This is a genomic window from Xanthomonas sp. DAR 80977 (genome assembly GCF_041240605.1).
Classification (GTDB): Bacteria; Pseudomonadota; Gammaproteobacteria; order Xanthomonadales; family Xanthomonadaceae; genus Xanthomonas_A; species Xanthomonas_A bundabergensis.
Genome location: NZ_CP162487.1, coordinates 763,382 through 784,239, shown reverse-complemented (window position 1 = coordinate 784,239; position 20,858 = coordinate 763,382). Strand labels below are relative to the sequence as shown.

The 20,858-nt window shown below is 70.9% G+C and carries 10 protein-coding genes; 5 read left to right on the top strand and 5 right to left on the bottom strand.

Going from position 1 to position 20,858, the window contains the following annotated elements; genetic code table 11:
* Positions 1 to 9: 9 nt before the first annotated feature.
* From AB3X10_RS03405 to AB3X10_RS03390, 4 genes are all read right to left on the bottom strand, one after another.
* Positions 10 to 3,387, bottom strand: coding sequence for a hypothetical protein (locus AB3X10_RS03405; protein WP_369979087.1), 3,378 nt, complete (start codon positions 3,385 to 3,387; stop codon positions 10 to 12).
* Positions 3,384 to 11,015 carry an SdrD B-like domain-containing protein gene (locus AB3X10_RS03400; RefSeq protein ID WP_369979085.1) on the bottom strand — a complete coding sequence of 2,544 codons (7,632 nt, stop codon included), beginning with the start codon at positions 11,013 to 11,015 and terminating at the stop codon, positions 3,384 to 3,386. Before AB3X10_RS03400 ends, AB3X10_RS03405 begins: the two co-directional genes overlap by 4 nt.
* A 513-nt stretch (positions 11,016 to 11,528) precedes the next feature.
* Complete coding sequence (locus AB3X10_RS03395) at positions 11,529 to 12,308, bottom strand: response regulator transcription factor (protein WP_369979083.1); 780 nt, start codon at positions 12,306 to 12,308, stop codon at positions 11,529 to 11,531.
* A 9-nt stretch (positions 12,309 to 12,317) separates the two neighbouring features.
* The gene (locus tag AB3X10_RS03390; RefSeq protein WP_369979081.1) at positions 12,318 to 13,715 is read right to left on the bottom strand and encodes a sensor histidine kinase; all 1,398 of its coding nucleotides are present in this window, start codon (positions 13,713 to 13,715) and stop codon (positions 12,318 to 12,320) included.
* 192 nt (positions 13,716 to 13,907) lie between these two features.
* Here AB3X10_RS03390 and AB3X10_RS03385 point away from each other — a divergent pair, with 192 nt between their 5' ends.
* Entirely contained in the window at positions 13,908 to 14,660 is a 753-nt protein-coding gene (locus AB3X10_RS03385; protein WP_369979079.1) for a nuclear transport factor 2 family protein, read from the top strand.
* A gap of 54 nt (positions 14,661 to 14,714) precedes the next feature.
* Here the strand turns inward: AB3X10_RS03385 and AB3X10_RS03380 are convergent, their stop codons facing one another.
* Positions 14,715 to 15,227: a hypothetical protein gene (locus AB3X10_RS03380; RefSeq protein ID WP_369979077.1), complete on the bottom strand. Its 513-nt coding sequence runs from the start codon at positions 15,225 to 15,227 to the stop codon at positions 14,715 to 14,717.
* Between the two features lie 389 nt (positions 15,228 to 15,616).
* Between AB3X10_RS03380 and AB3X10_RS03375 the strand changes: the two genes are divergently transcribed.
* The 4 genes from AB3X10_RS03375 (at position 15,617) to AB3X10_RS03360 (ending at position 20,627) form a co-directional block, all read left to right on the top strand.
* Positions 15,617 to 16,471 carry an IclR family transcriptional regulator gene (locus tag AB3X10_RS03375; RefSeq protein ID WP_369979075.1) on the top strand — a complete coding sequence of 285 codons (855 nt, stop codon included), beginning with the start codon at positions 15,617 to 15,619 and terminating at the stop codon, positions 16,469 to 16,471.
* 104 nt (positions 16,472 to 16,575) lie between these two features.
* Positions 16,576 to 17,973, top strand: a complete 1,398-nt coding sequence (locus tag AB3X10_RS03370) for an MFS transporter (RefSeq protein ID WP_369979073.1) — start codon at positions 16,576 to 16,578, stop codon at positions 17,971 to 17,973.
* A 121-nt stretch (positions 17,974 to 18,094) separates the two neighbouring features.
* Positions 18,095 to 19,024, top strand: a complete 930-nt coding sequence (locus AB3X10_RS03365) for a dihydrodipicolinate synthase family protein (RefSeq protein ID WP_369979071.1) — start codon at positions 18,095 to 18,097, stop codon at positions 19,022 to 19,024.
* A 298-nt stretch (positions 19,025 to 19,322) separates the two neighbouring features.
* A complete protein-coding gene (locus AB3X10_RS03360) occupies positions 19,323 to 20,627 on the top strand; it encodes a carbohydrate porin (RefSeq protein WP_369979069.1) in 1,305 nt (434 codons plus the stop codon).
* The last annotated feature ends 231 nt before the right edge of the window (positions 20,628 to 20,858 follow it).

Here is a 20,858-nt window from a genome sequence, read left to right as displayed (position 1 = left end):
ATGGATTCCTCAGCGCGCCGGGTCGCGGTAACGGACCGGATCCCGGCGGAACAGGTCTTCGTCGAATTTGAAGCGCAGACGCAGGAACACGCCCTGCTGGGTGTACTCGTAGCCGGACAGGTCGCGGTCGCCGGCATAGCCGGACCAGTTGTAGCCGGCCGACAGCCACAGGTTCTGGCGCAGCAGCCGGCCCACTTCCAGGCCGTAGGCGTACTGGTTGGAACCGCTCTGGCCGCGGAAGGTGGAGCCGAGCACGCCGATGTCCCAGTTCTCGGTGATGTCGTAGACCACGCGCGCGGACACCAGCACCGCATGGAAGCGGCTGTCCACGCGGCCGCCGTCGGCATAGGCGAAGCGGTCCTGCTGCCACTTGCCGGCCACGCGCCCGGTCAGCCACCACGGCCGCGACGGATGCCAGTCGGCATGGGTGGAGACGATGTGCGCGCGGCTGCTGATGTCCTGGCTGGTGCCGTCCACCGCCTGCCCGTCGAGCAGGGTCAGCCCGCTCTCGTCGCGCTCCAGCTTGTACTCGTAGCGGGCCAGCGCGTTGATCCGGTTGGTGTCGGTATCGCGGTAGGCCACGCCCAGCTGGAAGCGGTTCTGCAGCACGTCGCCGCGCGCGGCGTAGTTGGTCTGCAGCAGGTAGTTGCGGCCGAGCAGGGTCCAGTCGCGGCTGAGCTTGCGCGCCAGCATGAACTGCACCAGGGTGGTGTCGAAGGCCTCGTCGGTTTCGGTCTGGGCGACGTCGCCGCTGATGCGGTGTTCCACCCGCACCGAGCCGCGCCACAGCGGGTTGGCGCTGTAGTCCAGCGCCAGCGCCAGGCCGGTGGCGTCGCCGGTGTTGCCGTCGTACACCTTGACGTGTTCGGCCGAGCTGCTCAGGCGCAGGCCCTCGCGCACGTCCCAGGTGTTGCGGATGCCGGAGGCGGCCTGCACGTCGCGGCCGCTGATCGCATCGCGCATGCGGTACTCGGAGAACGCCTGGGTGTCGCGCACGTAGCTGCTGTCGATGCCGAACACCAGCGCATCGGCCTCGCGGTCGGCGGTGGTGATGCCGTAGGCGCTGGTCAGGCCGGTCTGCTTCTCGTAGCGGCCGTACACGCGGCTGCGTTCCAGCACCTGGTAGTCGACGCCGGCGGCGATGCGGTTGCGGTCCTCGCCGGACACGCTCTGCTCGTACTCCGCGCCCAGCGACAGCTTGGCGCCGACGCGGTAGCCGGCGCCGATGCGTGCGCTGTCCGATTCCAGGCGGGTGCCGATCGGCAGGTCGCTGGCGGTGCCGGTGATGGCGCTGCTGGAGCCGATCACCGGCAGGCCGGTCAGCGGATCCAGCGGCTGCTGGCCATAGCCGAGCGCGCCGCCGCCGGAGCCGGTGGCGAAGCCGCCGGTGAGGCCGCCGCTGTTGCCGTAGCCCAGGCCCGAGGACCACGGCGAGTACGCGCCGACGGTCTCGCGGATCGAACGCAGGCCGACGTCCAGGGTGAGCTTCTCGGTGGCGCCCACGCGCACGCCGGCACCGCCGGCATCGCGCTTGCCGCCGTCCGGATTGCGGTCCTCGCTGCGCAGGCCTTCGGCATACAGGTCCACGCGCTCGCTGAGGTGGTATTCGACCTTGGCGTTGTACTCGCCGCGCCCGCCGTACAGCGGCGAGGCCGCGTTGTTGAACGCCGGATCGGTGCGCGCGGCGAACAGGCTGGCGTCGAGCTTGTCGCCGTCGTGGCCGAACTCCACGCGCCAGGCGTCGCCTTCGACGCGGCCGCTGAGATCCTGCAGACCCGGGGTGGCGACCTGGTTGATCGAGTTGGTGTTGATCTCGCTCTGGGTGCGCGCGAACTCCGCCACCAGCGCGGTGTTGGGGCCGAAGCGGTAGCCGGCGTTGACGCTGCCCATGCGGAACTGCGCGAACGGGTTGCGGTCGTCCACCGCCGACGCGCCCACTTCCAGCGCGTCGCTCAGCCGCAGCTGGCCGTCGGCGCCGTACACCCAGAAGGTCTCGGTGCCCTGGTCCAGTTCGTAGGTGATGCGCAGCGAGACCGGGTTGAGGTTGCTGTCGAACGTGGGCAGGAACTGGTTGAGCAGGATGCGCCCCGAGAACGGCTCGAAGCTGTAGTCCACCAACCGCGCCAGCGGCTGCACCGAGACGATCCGCGAGGGCTGGTTGCGGTCGCGCACGATCACTTCCACCCGCTCGCTGCCTTCCAGCACCGCGTTGTTGCGCAGTGCGTACGGGCCGCTGCCCTGGCTGGCGAATTCTTCGATCACCTGGCGCAGCGAGTCCTGCATGGCGAACACGTTGGAGCGCACGCGTGCGTTCTCGTAGTGCCAGCCCAGGCCGGTGGCGGTGCGGTTGTAGGTGCCGAGGCTGCGCTGCGGCATGCTGCTGCGCGCGCCCACGCCGGTCGCGGTGGCCAGCGTGTCGCCGGTCTGGAAATCGCCGTACAGCAGGTAGCTGCGGCGGTTGTCCACACGCACGTACAGGCGCTCGGCCGAGCGCGCGTCGAAGCCGCGCAGCGAGGAGTCGCCGTACACCGGGTAGAACTCCTCCGGCTGGATGTCGCGCAGCAGGCGGCCGCGCACCTCCTTGTCCGAGTCGTAGGCGGCGGTGAGCAGGTACTCGCCCTTGATCCGGCCCTTGACGAAGAACGCGGTGCGCGCGGAGGCGTTGGCCTTGCCGTTGTTGAACTGCTTCTCCCAGCGGCGGATGTCGCGCTCGAACACGTCGTCGTGGTCGACCGGGGCGATCAGCCCGCTGTTGTCGCGGCGGCGGAAGTTGACCACGCCCTCGATCAGGCCGGTGGCGATCATCTCGCGCATTTCCGGCACGAAGCCGATCGTGCCCTCGGCGCTGTGGCCGCCGGCGCTGACCCGCAGCACCACTTCCTGCGGCTGGTCCGGCGCCAGCAGGTCGAACTCGGCCACGCCGTCGCGCACCGGCAGCTGCACGCCGGGGGTGGCCTTGTCGGCGTCGGCCGCGCCCGGCCCCAGTTCGTCGGTGCGCGAGCCCGGCAGCAGGATGCGCCCGCCGGTGTGCTCGATGGTGGCGAAGTGTTCGCCCGGCAACGGCTTGCCGGCGGCGTCGAGCAGGCGCACGGTGACGTGCACCGGGCTCTGGCCGTCGGCCGGCGCGCCGTCGCGATCCACCTCCACCAGCACCTGGTCCATGCCCTGCGCGGCGCGCGCATCGAGCATGCCCGCGCGCGGCGCCAGCGTCTGCGCGGCGGCATCGGCGCTGCCCGGCGTGCGCGGGTACAGGGTGCCGGCCTCGCCAAGCACCGGGGTGAAGCGGCTGCTGCCGACCGTCTGCTGGGCCAGCGCCGGCAGCGCGGCCAGGGCGCAGGCGAGCAGGGTCAGCCGCGGCAGGCGGCGCGTCGTGACGGGCCGGCTCATGGCTGCACCTCCGCAGGAACGGATGCATCGGGCGGTGGCGTGCCGCGCGGTTTGACGATCGGCGCTTGCGCCGCGCTATCGGTGGCCTGCTGCGGCGCACGCACCGGCTTGCTGCTGAAGCGCAGCGGCGCGTGGCCGGTCTCGGTCTCCGGTGCGCGCACCTCGCCCTGCGTGCGGCGTGCCTTGACCTGCTCGAGCACCGGGTTGGAACAGCTGCCCTCGATGAAGTCGGCGCGATGCAGCTCGCCGTTCTTGAGATCGATGAACAGGCTGTCGGCGTCGCCGAGGTTGCGGTTGCTGCTGGTGGTCAGGCGCGAGCCGACCGGCAGCGTGGACGCATCGACCTTCAGCGTGTGGCTCTGCGGCGGCAGGCCGCAGTAGCTGTACTTGCCTTCCGAATCGCTGATCACCCAGGTGCCGTCCTCGAAGTACAGGCGCACGCCGGGAATGCCGATCTCCTCGCGGTCCTGCACGTGGTTGACGTTGCAGTCCACGAACACCTTGCCGAGCACGCAGCCCTCCTCGGTGAACACGCCGCCGGTGACGCGCACGCGGTACTGCGCCTGGTTGGACGGCAGCGAACCGGGGCGCGGCTGCAGCGAGACCGGGTCGATGCAGCCGCCGGCGATCGAACAGCCGTGCGCCTGCGCGCGGTTGATGCCGTCGCCCTGCTGCGCGCCGACGCCGACCCGCACCCGGTAGGTCAACGCGATCTGCTGGCCGACCTGCAGCGGACCAGTGCTGAAGCCCAGCGTCGGGCCGGGCTTGCCCAGCGGCTCGGCCACGGCCGCGCCGTTGGCGCGCGCGGTGCCTTCGATGTAGGTGAAGCCGCGCGGCAGGCGATCGACCACGTTCACCGTCTGCAGCGGGCTGCCGGCGGTCTGGCGGATGGTGATGGTGTATTGCACGGTATCGCCCACTTCAGCGGTCTGGCGGTCGCCGGTCTTGGTGATGGCCAGGCCGGTGGCGACCGCGGTATCGAGCGGAATGTGGTTGTGCACGATGTTGGCGGTGCCGGAACCGGCGAACAGGGTCAGGAAGTACTGGGTGGCCGGACCGACCGGACCGGTCGGCGCGCGCGCATCGGGCTGCACGCTGTAGCGCGAACCGGCGTCGCCCGGCGGCGACAGCGCCTGCGGTTCGGCCGGGATCAGCGTGGACACGAACACGTAGCCGCCCGGCGGGGTCACCGTCAGCTGGAACTCGCAGCGCGCCGGCGCCGCCGGGCCGAACAGGAACTGGTAGGCGCCGTCGCTGCCGACGGTCATCGACACCGCGTTGCCGTCGATGCGGTAGCCGCCGCTGCCGGTGTTGAGCAGGCTGGTGGCCGGGTCGTAGCCGGCGCACACGCCGACCGGGGCCAGGGTCACGATCGCGCCCGGCACCGGATCGCGGGTCACCGCGTCGTAGACCACGCCCGAGGGATCCACCGGCAGGCTCTGCTGCGGCAGGTTCTCGCCGGCCTTGAGCACCACTTGCAGTTCGCTGCTGCCGCCGTCGCTGACCCGGCACGAGCTGGTGCCGCCGTTGGCGATGGCGGTGTCGGCCGCGCACGGCGCGACCGCGGAGGCGCTCTCCGTGCTCACCGGCCAGCCCCATACCGCGCCGGACACCGGGTGGCGGAAGCGCAGCTTCCACTTCTGCCCGGGGATCACGTCGCCGATGCGGTAGCTGCCGTCGGCGGCGCTGATGGTGCTGCGCACGACCTGGCCGCTGACCGGATCGACCAGTTCCACGGTCCAGCCCTGCAGGCGCTGGTCGCCGCCGTCGAGCAGGCGCTCCTCGCTGCCGCCGTCGAACCACACCGTGCCCGACACCGAGGCCGCCAGCTGCACCTGCGTCGGCAGGCGGCAGGCGTTCTGGGTGATCGCCGGATCGCACACCGGCAGCTGGGTCACGTCGCCGTCGAAGGCGCCGCGTTCGGCCGCGCTCGGGCTGTGCGTGGCGTCTTCGCCGCCGCCCTGCACCAGCACCGCGTTGTTGACCGGACTGCCGGTCGCCGCCGCCGCGCCGACCGCGACCTGCACCACGATGCGCGCGCTGGCGGTCTGCGCCGGCGCGATCGTCGCGCTGGCGTCGCAGCTGAAGCGGTCGGCGCCGACCGCGCCGCTGCAGGTCCAGCCGCTGCCGGTGGGCAGCGCCGCCAGGGTCACGCCCGGCGGCAGGCGGTCCTGCACCTGGTACGTGCCCACGGTCGGGCGCGGGCCGATGTTGCGCACGCTGATGGTGTAGCTGGCGGTGTTGTTGACGGTGAACTTGACCGGGTCGGCGACCTTGCTGACGACCAGGTCCGGGGTGTTGGCGATCTCGCCGAAGTTGTTGTCGATCGACTGCGCGCCCGGCGCCAGCACCACCGCGGAAATCGCCGACGGCACGGTCTCGCGCGGGGTCGCCACGCCACGCGTGGCGCCGCCGACGGTGCCGGCGCTGGTGACGCCGTTGCGGGTGTCGGCCGGCTGCTCCGGTTCGGTCACGGTGTAGGTGCCCGGACGCAGGTTCTCGAAGCGGTAGTTGCCCTGCGCGTCGGTCTGCACCGTCAGCTGCACCGCGGCGCCGAGGTCGTCGGTACCGCTCAGCACCACGCGCACGTTGGCGATGCCGGTTTCGTCGCTGCCGACCACGCCGTTGTCGTCGTTGTCGTAGTACACGCGGCCGGACAGCGACGCCGCCGCCACTTCGCCGAAGTCGTAGTGCTGGCCCTGCTGGTTCGCGCCGAGCACGATGCTGGCGATCGCCGACGGCGTGGTGGCCACGCCGGTGGCGGTGCCGCCCTTGTCGCCGGGCACGGTCTTGCCGTTGAGGGTGCCGCTGGGCTGGGTGGGTTCGGTCACCGTGTAGGTGCCCGGCAGCAGGCCGAGGAAGCTGTAGTTGCCGCTGGCATCGGTCTTGGTGGTCAGGTTCACCGGCTGGCCGTTCTGGTCGGTGCCGGTCAGCACCACGTCCACGTCGGCCAGGCCGGTCTCGGCCGGGTCGATCACGCCGTCGTTGTCGTCGTCGCGCCACACCCGGCCCTGGATCGCGCTGCCGCTGGGGTTCTCGCCGAAGTTGAACTCGGTGCCGTCCAGGCCCGCGCCCAGCTGGATCTGCGAGATGCGGTCGGTGGTCGCCGCATCCGGGCCGCCGGGCGCGGCCACCGCGGTGCCGGGCACGCAGCTGCCGGCCGGGCACGCCGCGCCGCCGATCTGGCCGGGATTGATCGCGCTGGGACGGTTGCTGTACTGCCCGCTCGGCAGCGGCTCGCGCACGCTGTAGGTGAGCGTCGGATCCAGGTCGTCGAAGCGGTAGGCGCCGTTGCCGTCGGTACTGGTGGTGGCGAGCACGGCGCCGGTCGTGGCATCGAGCAGTTCCACGGTGGCGCCGGCGATCGCCGGATCGCCGCCGTCGCGTACGTTGTTGAAGTTCAGGTCCACGTAGACCCGGCCGGTCAGGCTGGGCCGGCGCACTTCCGGGAAGTCGTAGCGCACTGCCGCGTCGGCCGCGTCGACCGGGATCGCGGTGTAGCTCGAGTTGGGGCTGCCGGCGGCATAGGTGCCGCCCAGCGACGGCGCGCTGGCGCCGGCCGCCGGCGGATCCACCGGGCCGTTGCGATAGCCGGCGGGCTGGGTCTGGGTCAGCGTGTAGCCGCCCGCGCCGGCCGCGGCCAGGTCGCCGAAGCTGTAGCTGCCGTCGGCCGCGGTGGTGGTGCTGCGGTTGACCGCATTGCCGTAGGCATCGGTGCCGGTCAGCACGATGGTGACGCCGGCGATGGCCGGTTCGCCGCCCTGGCGGACGCCGCCGTTGGCGCCGGCACGGTCGCGGTCCTCGAACACGGTGCCGGCCAGCGACGCCCGCGTGACCAGGATCGGCACGGTGGACGTGTTGTTGGCGGGGACGCGATCGACCTGTTCGGTGGCGATGGTCGCGGTGTTGTTGATCCCCGCCGCGCCCGGATAGGTATCCCAGCGCACCGGCACCACGATGCGCAGCTTGCCGCCGACGGTGACGTCGCCGAGGGTGCAGTTCAAGGTGGCCGAGGCCTGGGTGCAGGTGCCGGTGCCGTTGGGCACCTCGCCGCCGCCGCCGGCCGGGATCGGGCCCTTCTTCTGCCAGGTCACCTGGCCGACCACCACCAGCCCGGCGGGCAGCGTGTCGGCGACCACGGTGCCGGTGCCGTTGAGCGGGCTGCTGCCGCTGCGGTCGCGCGACAGGCTCGCGCCGGGACCGTTGTTGATGCCGTCGATCACGTAGAAGAACGGCTGGCGCAGGCCCACCGAGGTGGCGTTGGCGGGCAGCGCCGCATCCGGATCGGCATCGGGCGCGGTGGTGACCACGTGCTTGCTCACGCCCACGTCGGCGGAGGCGCGGATCGTGGTTTCCTGGCTGGCGCCGTTGTTGGCGGTGTTGCTGTCGGTCTCGGCCGACGTGGCCTGGGCCAGGTTGCTGACCGTGTCGCCGGCCGCGCCGGGCGGGGTGTCGTAGCGGTAGCGCAGGTACAGCGTGCTGGTCTGGCCGGAGGCGACCACGCCGGCGACATTGGTGCTGAAACCGATGCCGGGCATCAGGCAGTCCAGCACCTGCACCGCGCCCACGGTGGGATTGCTGCCGGAGGTCACCGAACAGGCGCTGGGATCGTAGGTGCCGGTGGGCGTGGCCGCGGCGCCGATGAAGGTGACGGTGCGCCCGGACGGCGGGGTGAAGGTGTCGGTCAGGTGCACGTCGGTGGCGACCGACGGGCCGTTGTTGCGGATGGTGATGCGGTAGGTGATCAGGTTCGCCGCGGCATTGGTCGCGTCGTAGCCGAGCGGATCCACGCCGCCGGTGAAGCCGGTGTCCACCTTGTTGGTGATCAGGTCGACCTGGCCGCTCTCGAACGGCAGCTGCGCGCTCTTGCTGTCGTCGCTGGTGATGGTGTTGAAGTCGTAGGTGTTGCCGTCGCTGTCGGTGCCCGCGGTGGCGTCGCCGTTGCCGTCGCCATTGAGGTCCACCACGAAGTCGGCGATGTTGTCGAACTGGCGGCCGGTGTTGCCGCTGTTGACGTTGGGCCGGATCACCACCTGCAGGCTCTCGGTCTGCTGGTTGGTGAACGACGGCAACGCCGGGCACTGGATGCTGACCTGCGCCGGCGCGCCGGTCGGGTTGGCATAGGAGGTGCCGCCGGCGTCGGCGGTGACGGTCACCCCGGCACCGGCAGTGGCGGTACAGGCCTGGGTACCGGCGCCGGTACGCTGCGCGGACACCAGCACGAAGCCGGAATCGTTGGCCGGCAGGGTGAACACGTCGCGGAAGATCACCCCGGGCACCGCCGACGGGCCGTCGTTGATGTAGGACATCACGTAGGTGGTGTTGACGCCGGCGCGGCCGGGCGTGCCCGAGGAAATGGTCTTGGCGCTGGTGATCACGTTGGCCACCCGCGCGATGCGGATCCAGTCCGAGGCCTGGTTGTTGTTGCCGTTGAGTTCGCCCACCGAGCCGGCCACGGCCGCATCGATGCCGACCCCGGCGGTGTTGCAGAACGCGCCGCTGATCGCGGTGCCGCCGCAGGTGCCGGCGGCCTGGTTGTAGCTGTCGAACAGCGCGCGCTGGACCTGGATGACGATCTGCGCGCTGGCGCCGTTGCCCAGCGCGGTGCTGCCGGAGCGGCAGATCACCGAGGCGCCGCTGATGGCGCAGGTCCAGCCGGCCGGGGTGGTGGTCACGCTGACCTGGGTGCGGCCGCTGACGAAGCCGGGCACGGTGTCGTTGACCACCACGCCGGTGGTGCTGTCCGGGCCGTTGTTGGTCACGGTCAGGGTGTAGCTGAGCGTGTCCTGGTTGGCGGCCAGCACGTTGTCGGCGGCGCCGGGGCCGTTGGTCTGCTTGGCGATGGACAGGTCGGCACGCTCGTCGGTGGTGCGCGTGCCGGCGCCGGAGCAGTCGTTGCCGGTTTCCGGAGCGCGGTCGATGCCGTTGCCGGTCAGCGGCTCGATCGAGCCGCCGGAACCGCCGGTGCAGGCGTTGTTGAGCAGGTTGGCCGAGGAACTGCGCGCGCGCGTCAGCAGCTGCAGCGTCGGCGCCTGCGCGCCCACCGCCAGCGGCAGCGAACCGGCGCCGAGGTCGCAGCTCACGTGCTGCACGCTGGAGCCGCTGTAGGCCTGGTCCACGGTGCAGGTCCACGCGCCGCTGGCGAAGGCCACGCCCGGCTGCGCCACGCTGCCGTCCGGCTGCAGCAGCTCTTCGCCGCTGGCCAGCGTATCCACCGCCTGCACCTGGCCGGTCGCCGCGCGCGGGCCGAGGTTGCGCACCACGATGCTGCTGGTCATGCGGCTGTCCAGGTCGCTGCCGACGCCGCTCCACACCGGCACCAGCGCCGGCGTCTTGGTCTTCTGCAGCGACAGGTCGGCGCCGTCGGCGAGCACGGTGAAGGTGGTGCTGCCGGTGTTGTCGACGTTGTTCGCATCGGGCGTGTCGGCGCTGACGGTGGCGCTGTTGGTGACGTCGCCGCTGCTGTTGGTGCCCGACGCCGGCACCGTGCTCTCGATGGTGAAATCGACCACCGCGCCGACCGCCAGGCTGCCGTTCAACGCGCAGGTGCGGGTGGCGTTGCCGTTGCTGTCGGTGCAGGTCCAGCCGGCCGCGGCGGTGCCGCCGGTGACCACGAACCCGGTCGGCAGGTTGTCGACGAAACGCGGGTTGACCGCCGCGCTGGGGCCCTGGTTGCGGACCTGGATGTTGAAGGTGACCGGCTGGCCGGAGATCGCCGGCGACGGGGTGACGCTCTTGCTCAGCGCCAGGTCGGCGCCGGCGGTGACCGTGGTGGTGACGCTGCCGGTGTTGTTGTCGGGCAGCGGATCGGGCGTGCTGCCGGCCTGCACCCGCGCGCTGTTGACGATGTTGCCGCTGGCGGCGGTGACCCGCGCGCGGAACGTGAAACTGCTGCTGCCGCCGTTGGCCAGCGCGCCGGCGTGGGTGGCGGTCATGCTGCCGCTGTTGAAGGTCCAGCCGCTGCCGCTGAAGCTGTTGGCCACGTACTGCACCGCGGCCGGCAAGGTGTCGACCACGCTGAAGCCGGCCGAGGCGCTGGGCCCGGCGTTGCGCACGGTGACGGTATAGGTGACCTCGGCGCCGGCGACGACCGGGTTCGGCGTGGCGGTCTTCTCCACGCTCAGGTCGCCCGCCGATTCCAGCGTGGTCGCTTCCAGGCGGCGGTTGTTGGCCGCGTTGCTGTCGCCGGCGAAGAACGCATCGGCATCGGCCAGCGACGCGATCGGCGTGCTCGCCGCCGGCAGGCCGGGCTCCACGCCGATCGCACCGCGGATCTCGATCGTGCCCGGAGCCAGGCCGACCGTGCTCACCGGCAACTGGAAGGTCACCGGCGCGCCGTTGGAAGAGAAGGTACCGACCAGGGTGCCGACCCGGCACTCCACGCGCTGCGCGTTGCCGGCGGCCACGCTGCAGTAGGACGGCAGCGGCGTGCCGGCCTGCGCACCGGCGGGCAGGTCGAAGATCACCACCGCGTCGTTGACCGTATCGGCGGCGCTGTTCTCGACGGTGACGCTGTAGACCACGCTGCCCCCGGCCGGCGTGGGATCGTAGCCGGTGTCGGACAGGTTGGTGATCTGCAGGTCCGCGGCGGCGGCCAGCGCAGGCGCGGCCAGCAGCAGCACGGCCATCAGCAACCGCAAGCGTCGCCCCGACGACGCCGTGGTCCGGTGGTGTCCGCAGGCAGCACGCGCCCACGCCCGCAACGCAGCCGCACGGCTGCCGCGCATCAGATGATCCATGTGCCTCTCTCTCCCCAAACATCCAAGCCGGACCCACGAACCGGCGCCCCGGGCCTGGGCCGTGCGGGGCGCGCTGACGATCTGGATCGGAACCCACTCCGAACGCGCAGGCGAGACCTGCCGGTGTGGTGGCGCGGATTCTGCGCAGGCGGGCGCAGGCAGTCAGTAGCAGCGGTTCGCGCTTGCTCTCACTTGCTCACAGGCGCAACGAGACGCCATGGCGCAGCGGCAATGGCAGCGGGCCACGGCGCGCCGCGGCAGGGCCATGGCAGCGGGCAGGGCCCGCGAAACACGGCGAGATGTCTACGAATCGGCGGCGCGATGGGCGGCATCGCCCTGGGCCGCGTGCGGCCTGGAAGCCGGCCGCATGCGGCTCCCGCCGCGGATGCGGATGCCGGACAGCTAGGCGGTATCGCCCAGCAGGTAGCCCTGCCCGCGCACCGCGCGCAGCGGCAGCGCCGCATCGGTGGCGGCGGTCACGCGTGCGCGCAACCGATGCACCAGCACTTCCAGGCGATGCGGATCGAAATCCCACGGCGCATCGGTGACCGCCGCGATCAGCGTGTCGCGATCCACCGGTGCGCCGCGCTGCGCGAACAGCGCCCTGAGCAGGCCGCGCTCGGCCTCGGTCAGCGCCAGCGCGCGCTGCGCCGGCGAGCACAGCGTCCAACCGTCGTCGCTCAGCCGCCAGTCCTGCACGGGCGGCGCCTGTGGCGGCGCGGCAGGCTGCAGGCGCCGGCGCAGGTTGGCCAGTGCTGCGATCAGCAGTTCCACGTCCAGCGGCTTGACCAGGTACATGTCCGCGCCCTGCAGCAGGCCGCGGGTCATGTCGGTGTTCGCGCCGCGGCCGGTGAGCATCACGATGCCCGCCTGCGGAGCGATCTGCCGCAGATAGCGCGCCACCGAATAGCCGTCTTCGCCCGGCAGCCCGACATCCAGCACCACCAGATCGCAGGTATCGCCGAGCAGGTGCCGGTACAGCGCCTCGGCGCTGCCGAACCCGAGCACCTGCGCGCCCTCATGGCCCAGTTCCTCGACGATGATCGCGCGCAGTTCGGCGTCGTCCTCGACCACCGCGATCCGCACTCCGGCCAGCACCAGGCCCTGCGACGCGGTCATCGCCGGCGGGTCCTGGATGGCGGCGGCGATGGACGCGCTGCGCGTTGCAAGCGGCGAACGCATGCCACGCGGCTAGTCCTGCCCACCATTCGCGCCCGCCAGCGCAGGCGGCTGCGCATGCTCGTGCGGAAAGCTCAGCACGAACGCGGCGCCGGCACCGGTCTCGGCGTCGATCCAGATGCGCGCGCCATGCCGCTGCATCAGCCCGTTCGCCATCGCCAGGCCGAGCCCGGTGCCCTGGCCGGCCGGCTTGGTGGTGAAGAACGGCTCGAAGATCCTGTCGTGCAGCTCCGTGGGAATGCCCGGGCCGGTATCGCGGCACTGCAGCCAGGCTTCGCCGCCCACGCGCCGGCCGTGCAAGGTCACCGTCCCGCCGTGCTCCATCGCGTCGTCGGCGTTGGCGACCAGGTTGAGCAGGATCAGCTCCAGCTGGTGCCGGTCGAAATGCACCTGCAGCCCGGTCGGCACCTGGACGTCGAGCGCGATGCCCGGCTTGAGCGCCTGCTTCAGCAGCGGCTGCAGCGTCGCCACCAGTTCGCCGAGATCCAGCGCCTCGGCCTGGGTCTCGTCCTGGCGGCTGAAGCTGAGCAATTTCCCGCTGACCGCGGTGGCGCGCCTGGCCGCCGACTCGACGCCATCGAACGCGGCACCGATCGCCTGCGCATCGCTGGCGCGGCGCCCCTGCCGCGCATAGCCCAGCACCAGGCTCAGCAGATGGTTGAAATCGTGGTTGAGGCCGGCGGCCAACCGCGCCACGGCCTCCACCTTCTTGGCGTTCACCAGTTGCTCTTCGACCCGCTGCCGCTCCGCCACTTCGCGCTGCAGCGTGTCGTGCGCGACGCCGAGCTGCTCGGCGCGCGCCTGCGCATCGCGCAGGCTCTGCCGCAACGCGGCCGACGTGCGGTCCAGCACCACCGCGATCAGCAGGAAGATGACGCCGCTGATCACGGCATCGCCGATGAAGTCGTTCGGCTCGCCGTTGCCGATGTCCACATAGGTTCCGAGCGCGAACGACAGCGCGACGACGGCGAACATCATCCACAACGCCGGCCGCCCCACCGCCAGCGCGGCGATCGCCATCGGCACCACCAGCACCGGCTGCTCGAAACGCTGCCCACCGAAACCGCTGGCGGCATAACTCGCCAGGACCGAGATCGCGAACACGCACAGCGTCTGGTAGGCGGCCCAGCGGAACCGGCCAAAACGGATCAAGACCACGCCCAGCAGCGCGACCGCGCTGAACAGCATGCTCAACGCCAGGCTGGTCAGTTCGCCGGGACGCCATGCATCCGCCACCGCGATCGCGCGGTACAGCCACGCAGCGACGGGCAAGGTCCCGAACAGCAGCAACACCACCTGGAACATCGGCGCATTGCGCAGATCCACCGGATCGGCGACCGGCACCGCGCGCAGCCACCTGGCCGGGCCATGCAGCAACCGGTTGAACGTCCCATCGCCCCGTTTCAGCACCGCCGACCGCTCCCGCTCGCTTCCCCTGCGTGGGAACCAGTATGCGACGATTGCGACTCATACGCATCCTTCACGCGTTCGCGAACGCGGGGAGCGAGCGAGCCGTGCCGGCCCATTCGTGCGCATGACGTACCGCACGCGCGGCGGGCGCGGAAGTGCGCTGCAATCGCGGCCCGGTTCCAGGAGTTCGCCATGCGCCTTCGCCATCTCGTGCTGTTCGCGCTGCTGGGCCTGGGCGGTACCGCCGCCGCGGCCGACGACGAAGCGGCGGTGCGCGCCGCCGAAGCGCGCTACTGGCAGGCCTACAACGCCTGCGACATGCACGCGATGGGCGAACTGCTCACCGACGACGTGGAGTTCTACCACGACAGGACCGGCCTGACCGCGTCCAGGCCGGCGGTCCTGCAATCCTTGCGTGACGGGCCCTGCGCCGACCCGGCGATGCACCTGCGCCGCGAAGCGGTCGCCGACAGCCTGCAGTTCCATCCGCTGGCGGGCGGCTTCGCGCTGCTGTCGGGCACGCATCGCTTCCACGTGCAGCGGGACGGCAAGCCCGAACGCCTGGACGGCCAGGCCGAGTTCACCACTCTGTGGCAGGCGGTCGACGGCCAGTGGCGCATGCGCCGCATCTACAGCTATGCGCACGGCGCGGTGGCGTACGTGGCGCCCGCCACGCACCTGACCCTGGCGCCCGGCATCCTGGCCAGCTACGCCGGCCACTACCTCGGCAAGCGCGTCGGCGACATCCGCGTCGCCGTGCAAGGCGACCACCTGACGCTCAGCGCCGGCGCGCTCGTCGTGACCCTGCGCGCCGAAGCGCCGACGCGCTTCTTCGCCGAGGAACGCGACCTGCGCTTCGTGTTCGCGCCGGCGGCGGCTGGACGCGTGCGCGAGCTGACCGTGTACGAGAACGGTGCCGTCGTCGAGACCGCGACCGCACAGTGAGCGACAGCGGCGACACCGCGACGCCGCTGCGCGCGGCGCCATCGCGGACGGCACTCACGGACGATGCAGCACAGACCCTTCGATGAAGTCGGCCGTGCTGCGTTTCAGGTAGATCCGATAGGTGCCCTGTCCAGAGACCGGCACGTCGAAGCTGTCGCCCGGCGACAGCCCTGCGCGCTCGACCGGCGCACCTTCGCGCGGCGTCGCCCGCAGCCGCGTCTTCGTGCCATCCGTGCCGCGCGTCGCATTGGTCACCGTCAGCGCGCCATCCCAGAGCACGCGGCTGTCGCCCGGCAACAGGCCGAACTCGACCAATGGCGAACTGGACGCCGGCTTGCATGCGGCGGCCTGCGCTTCGGCCAGGCGCCGCTCCAGCGGCTTGACCTCCACGTATTGCACGAAGCCGTAGGTGCCGCCGACCAGCACCAGCACCGCCGACACCTCGGCGGCGGCACGCTTGAACGACAGCGTCTGCCACCACTTCTGCGCGGGGAGTTGCGGCTGCTGACGGTTCGCTCGGCTCATGCAACACGCTAATCGCCGCCGCGCGCCGTTGTCTGCCAGCAATGCTTGCGCTGCAAATCGCGGCAACGTTCGTCTACATGACGATCCGGAATCAGTGGCGTCGCGATCGAGGGATTGGAGGCCGCGCGCTGGACGAGGCGCCGCCACGGCACTGGGAAGCTAGCGATCGGCCATGCCGCTGGTCGCCATTGCGATGGTCCTGGCCACCATGGTCGAACGCCGAGCAATCGTATCGACGCCGCCACCGCACCCGCGGCGACACCGCGCCCAGCACGCATGTTGCGCCGCAACTTGACGCAGCAAGCGCGCCTGGAAGAATCTTGGCACGTAGTTTCGAAATAATTTTCGCAATCCGAAACACGCTTGTCAAGCGACACCCACCAGCCGGTTCGGCAAGCTGGCGACGCACGACAGCCACCAGGAAAATGCAGATGACCAAGACCATCTCCACAGGCGCGTTGGACGCCGCCGCCGAGGACAGCGGCGACGCGGCGGACAAGAAGCTGCGCAGCACCGTGCAATCGCTGGCCAAGGGCTTCCGGGTGCTCGAAGCGTTTTCCTCCGAGCACGAGGAACTGTCGCTGAGCCAGATCGCGGCGCTGGCCAGGCTCGACCCGGGAACCACCTTCCGCATGCTCAACACGCTGGTCGAGCTGGGCTACGTGAACCGCCTCCCCGAAAGCCGCCGCTTCCGCCTGACCCTGAAAGTGCTCGACCTCGGCTTCCATGCCATCGCCCGCCGCGACCTGCGCAGCGTGGTGCGACCGTTGCTGCGCGCGCTGGTGAGCGACGTCAACGAGGCGGCCAGCTTCGCGGTGCTGCAAGGGCCCGACGTGCTCTACATCGAACGGGTCCGCGCCGGCATCACCCGGCTGGGCGTGGACATCCGCATCGGCACCACCGTGTCCAGCACCCGCACCGCGATCGGCCTGGCCATGCTCGCGCACCTGTCGCCGGCCGAAGTGACGCGGGTGACGGGGGTGGACGTGGAGGCCCCGCACGCGCCGGAGATCGCCGCCATGCTCCGCACCTTCGAGCGCATCCGCCGCGACAACCACGTGATCCTCGACTCGATGCTGACCGAGGGACTGCGCGTGCTGGCGGTGCCGGTGCTGGATGCGGACGACTACCCGCTCGGCGCGATCAGCGTCGCCGCGCCGTCGGTGCGCACCAGCCACGACGAACTGCTGGGCACCGCCCTGCAACCCACTCTGCTGGCGGCCAAGGACATCGCGTTCGCGATCCAGGCCAGCGGGAGCGTCGCCGTGACCGCGCCCAGCACCTGATCCGTCCGGGCATCCGCCCGGTTCCCCGTGTTTCGACCGCTTCGTGGACGCTCCGGCGCCTGCGCCGGGTTCTCCTTGTCCTGTGAGAGGCAGCAACGATGCTCATGCCCACCACCACCGCCAACGCCGCCACCGCCCGTACGCTGCCGCCCGCCGAGGCGCAGGCGGAGATCGGCGCCCGGCTCGAACGCCTGCCCATCACCCGCCAGGTGTGGTGGGCGCGCAACATCGTCGGCGCGGCCACCTTCTTCGACGGCTATACGGTGATCGCCATCGCCTACGCGATGCCGGTGCTGGCCAAGGAGTGGAGCCTGTCGCCGGCGCAGATCGGCATGATCCTGTCGGCCGGCTACCTGGGCCAGTTGCTCGGCTCGGTGTTCTTCGGCTGGCTGGCCGAGCGCGTCGGCCGCCTGCACGTGCTGCTGTTCACCATCCTGCTGTTCGTGTCGATGGACGTCGCCTGCCTGTTCGCCGGCGGCGCCGCGGCGATGATGGCGTTCCGCTTCGTCCAGGGCATCGGCACCGGCGGCGAAGTGCCGGTGGCCAGCGCCTACATCAACGAGCTGATCGGATCGAAGAAGCGCGGCCGCTTCTTCCTGCTGTACGAGGTGATGTTCCTGCTCGGCCTGGTCGCCGCCGGCGGCATCGGCTACTTCCTGGTGCCGGCCTACGGCTGGAAGGCGATGTTCATGGTCGGGCTGATCCCCGCCGCGATCATGATCCCGCTGCGCTTCTTCATGTTCGAATCGCCGCGCTGGCTGGCCTCCAAGGGCCGCTACGCCCAGGCCGACGCGATCGTGTCCGAACTGGAGCGCAGCGCCGAGCGCCGCCACGGCCCGTTGCCGGCGCCGGCGTTCGACCGCAATGCGCTGCCCAAGGCGCAAGCCTCGGACTGGCGCGAACTGTTCGGCAGCCTCTATCTCAAGCGCACCCTGGTGATCTGGTGCCTGTGGTTCTGCTCCTACCTGGTGGCCAACGGCCTCATCACCTGGCTGCCGACGCTGTACCGCCAGCATTTCGGGCTGTCGCTGCAGCAGAGCATCGCCTACGGCTTCCTCACCTCGCTGGCCGGGGTCGCCGCCGCGGTGGTGTGCGCGCTGTCGATCGACAAGGTCGGACGCAAGCGCTGGTACGTCCTCGCCTTCGCCGCCGGCAGCATCCCGCTGCTGGCGCTGGCGATGCTGGGCGGCACCTCGGCACTGCAGGTGCTGGTGTTCGCGGCGCTGGGCTATGCCGCGGTGCAGACCATCACCTTCTCGCTGTACCTGTATTCGGCCGAGCTCTATCCCACCCGCATCCGCGCCATCGGCACCGGACTGGGCAGCGCCTGGCTGCGCCTGGGCTCGGCCAGCGGCCCGCTGGTGGTCGGCGCGGTCATCGCCGGCATCGGCCTGCGCTACGTGTTCGTCGCCTTCGCCGCGGTGCTGCTGGCCGGCGCGGCGGTGACGCTGCTGTGCGCGCTGGAAACCAAGGGCAGATCGCTGGAAGAACTCTCGCCCTGAGTCCAGGGCCTGCCAACGCCGCGGCCACGCAGGCCAGCGCGCGTCGTCCATTCGCACCACCCCACGTCGGACCCCGCGTTCGACTCCATCCCCGGTTGATCCGAAGAAGAGGAAACACAGCATGAGCAACATCGACCTGAAAGGCCTGGTCCCCGCGCCGGTCACCCCGTTCACCCGCGACGGCGCCGTCGACTATCCCGCGATCAAGCGCATCGGCAAGTGGCTGGGAGGCATCGAGGGCGTCAAGGGCCTGACCGTGCTCGGCCACGCCGGCGAAGGCACTTTCCTGGAGCGCGACGAGCAGGCCAAGGTGATCGAGGCGTTCCGCGATGCCGTCGACGCGCGCATCCCGATCATCGCCGGCATCACCCTGGAAGGCACCCGGGTGGCCGCCGACGAAGCCAAGCGCGCCGTCGCCGCCGGCGCCTCGGCGGGGCTGATCTATCCCTCGCACGGCTGGCTGCGCTTCGGCTACCAGAAGGGCGCGCCGCAGGACCGCTACAAGGCCATCCACGAGGCCAGCGGCCTGCCGATGATCCTGTTCCAGTACCCGGACGTGACCAAGGCCACCTACAACCTGGAAACGCTGCTGGAGATCGCCGCGCTGCCGGGCGTGATCGCGATGAAGAACGGCGTGCGCAACATGAAGCGCTGGGACACCGAGATCCCGGTGTTCCGCAAGGAACGCCCGCACGTGCCGGTGCTGACCTGCCACGACGAATACCTGCTGCACACCATGTTCGACGTGGACGGTGCGTTGGTGGGCTACGGCTGCATCGCGCCGGAACCGTTGATCGAGATGATCGCCGCCGGCAAGGCCAAGGACTACGCCAAGGCGCGCGCGCTGCACGACCGCCTGCTGCCGGTGACCAGGAACGTCTACCACCGCGGCTCGCACATGGAAGGCTCGGTGGCGCTGAAGTGGGCGCTGGCCGCGCGCGGCCTGCTCGATCACGCCACGGTGCGTTCGCCGCTGCTGCCGCTGGCCGAAGGCGCCGACAAGGAAATCGCCGACGCGATGGCCGCCGCCGGCCTCGGCAAGGTGGCCTGACCGACGTGGTCTGATCCCGCTGGTCCGATCCAGTTCGATGGGCCGCGCCGCGGCGCGGCCCATCCGCTGCGGCGATGGCTCGCGCATCGGCGCCGCGGAACGCGGTTGTCCTGCCACCGTTTCTTCTGCCGGTCCCCCCACAGGCCTGCGCACATGCCGTGTCCGTCGCCGACGGACGCGACGCTGTCCTGCGGCTCCACGACCGGAAGGTGTCTTCCCTTCGCGCACTGCCGCGACGCCGCGCACCCGCCGCGCACGTCCGCCGAGTGCATCGCCTCGTCCGTGGAGCCTGCGTCCCATGTCCCGATCCGTGTCCTTCGTCCCGTTCCTCGCACTGGCCGCTTCGGCCACGCTTTCCGGCAGCGCCATCGCCGCCGACACCGAACAATGGCTGGACGACCACGGCATCGCGCCGCGTTTCGTCTGGTCCAACGACTATGCGCGCAACGCCGCCGGCGGCCTGTCGCGCGGCGATCGCAATGCCGGCGGCGTGGTCGCCGGCGCCGACCTGGATCTGCAGCGCCTGTTCGGCATCCCCGGCGCCACGCTGCACGCGACCGGCGCCTGGTACTACGGCAACAGCCTGTCGCAGCGCCAGATCGGCAACAACGTCAAGGTGCAGGGCTACTGGTACCAGCAGCAGCAGGCGCAACTGGCGCAGCTGACCTGGGAACAGGCGTTCGCCGATGGCCGCTGGCAGCTCGTCGCCGGGCGCATGAACACCACCTGGCAATTCGCGCGCAGCCGCTACGGCTGCCGCTTCGTCGGCGCATCCGATTGCCCGTTCCAGCTGAGCCAGGCCGACGGCGGCTTCGTCGGCTTTCCGTACGTCAACTGGGGCGCGAAGCTGCGCTACAAACCCGCCGCGACCTATGTGTCGGTGGGCGCGTTCGAACTCAATCCGCAACGCAAGAACAACGATGGCCTGGACTGGAGCACCGCCGACAGCAGCGGCGTGCTCGGCACCCTGGAGGTCGGCTACGAGCCCGACCCCGCGCTCGGCCGCGGCGCACCGCGCTACGTGGCCGGCGTCTGGTACAACTCGGCCGACTACAGCGCCCTGCGCCACAACCGGAGCGGCGGATTGCGCGGCCTGGTGGGCGGGCCGGCGCGCATGTACGACGGCGGTCGCTGGGGCACCTATGTGATGGGCGAACGCGCGCTCTACCGGCCGCAGGGCATGGCCGGCAAGCGCATGCTGGTCGCGTTCGGCAACATCGCCGCGCCGCTGGATGCGCGCCAGGTGTACGACCTGCAGGTCACCGCCGGCCTGTACTACAGCGGCCCGTTCGCATCGCGACCGGGCGACGGCTTCGGCGCCGTCGCGAACTACTACCGTTTCAGCGCCGACCAGCAGGGCTACATGAACGACCTGTTGCGCAAGCGCGGCGCGGCGCCGGACATCTCGCGCAACGAGACCCTGTTCGAGCTCAACTACAGCTACCGCGTCGCGCAGTTGCCGCTGTCCCTGGTCCCGAACGTCCAGTACATCGTCAATCCCGACATCCTGGGCAATCCCGCCGCGCGCCGCGCGCCGGACAATGCGCTGGTGATCGGCTTGCGGGCGATGGTCAACATCGGCGGGCTCGGCACGCCGAAGTGAAGCGCCTGCACGCCGCACCGCGATAGCGGCCGCGCGCCCCTGCCCGAGCTGCATGCCGATCGGACAAAGCCCGCGGCGTGGACGGGCGCCTGCGCTCCCGCCGCACGCGCAGGCGAAGCATGTGGCGCCGCGCAACGTTCGCTCCTCGGGCGGCAACGCAGCGATGCCCTGCCAGCGCCAGCGGCCGCGCAAACGCTCTGCCTGCTGAACGATCGATTTGCAAAAACCGCC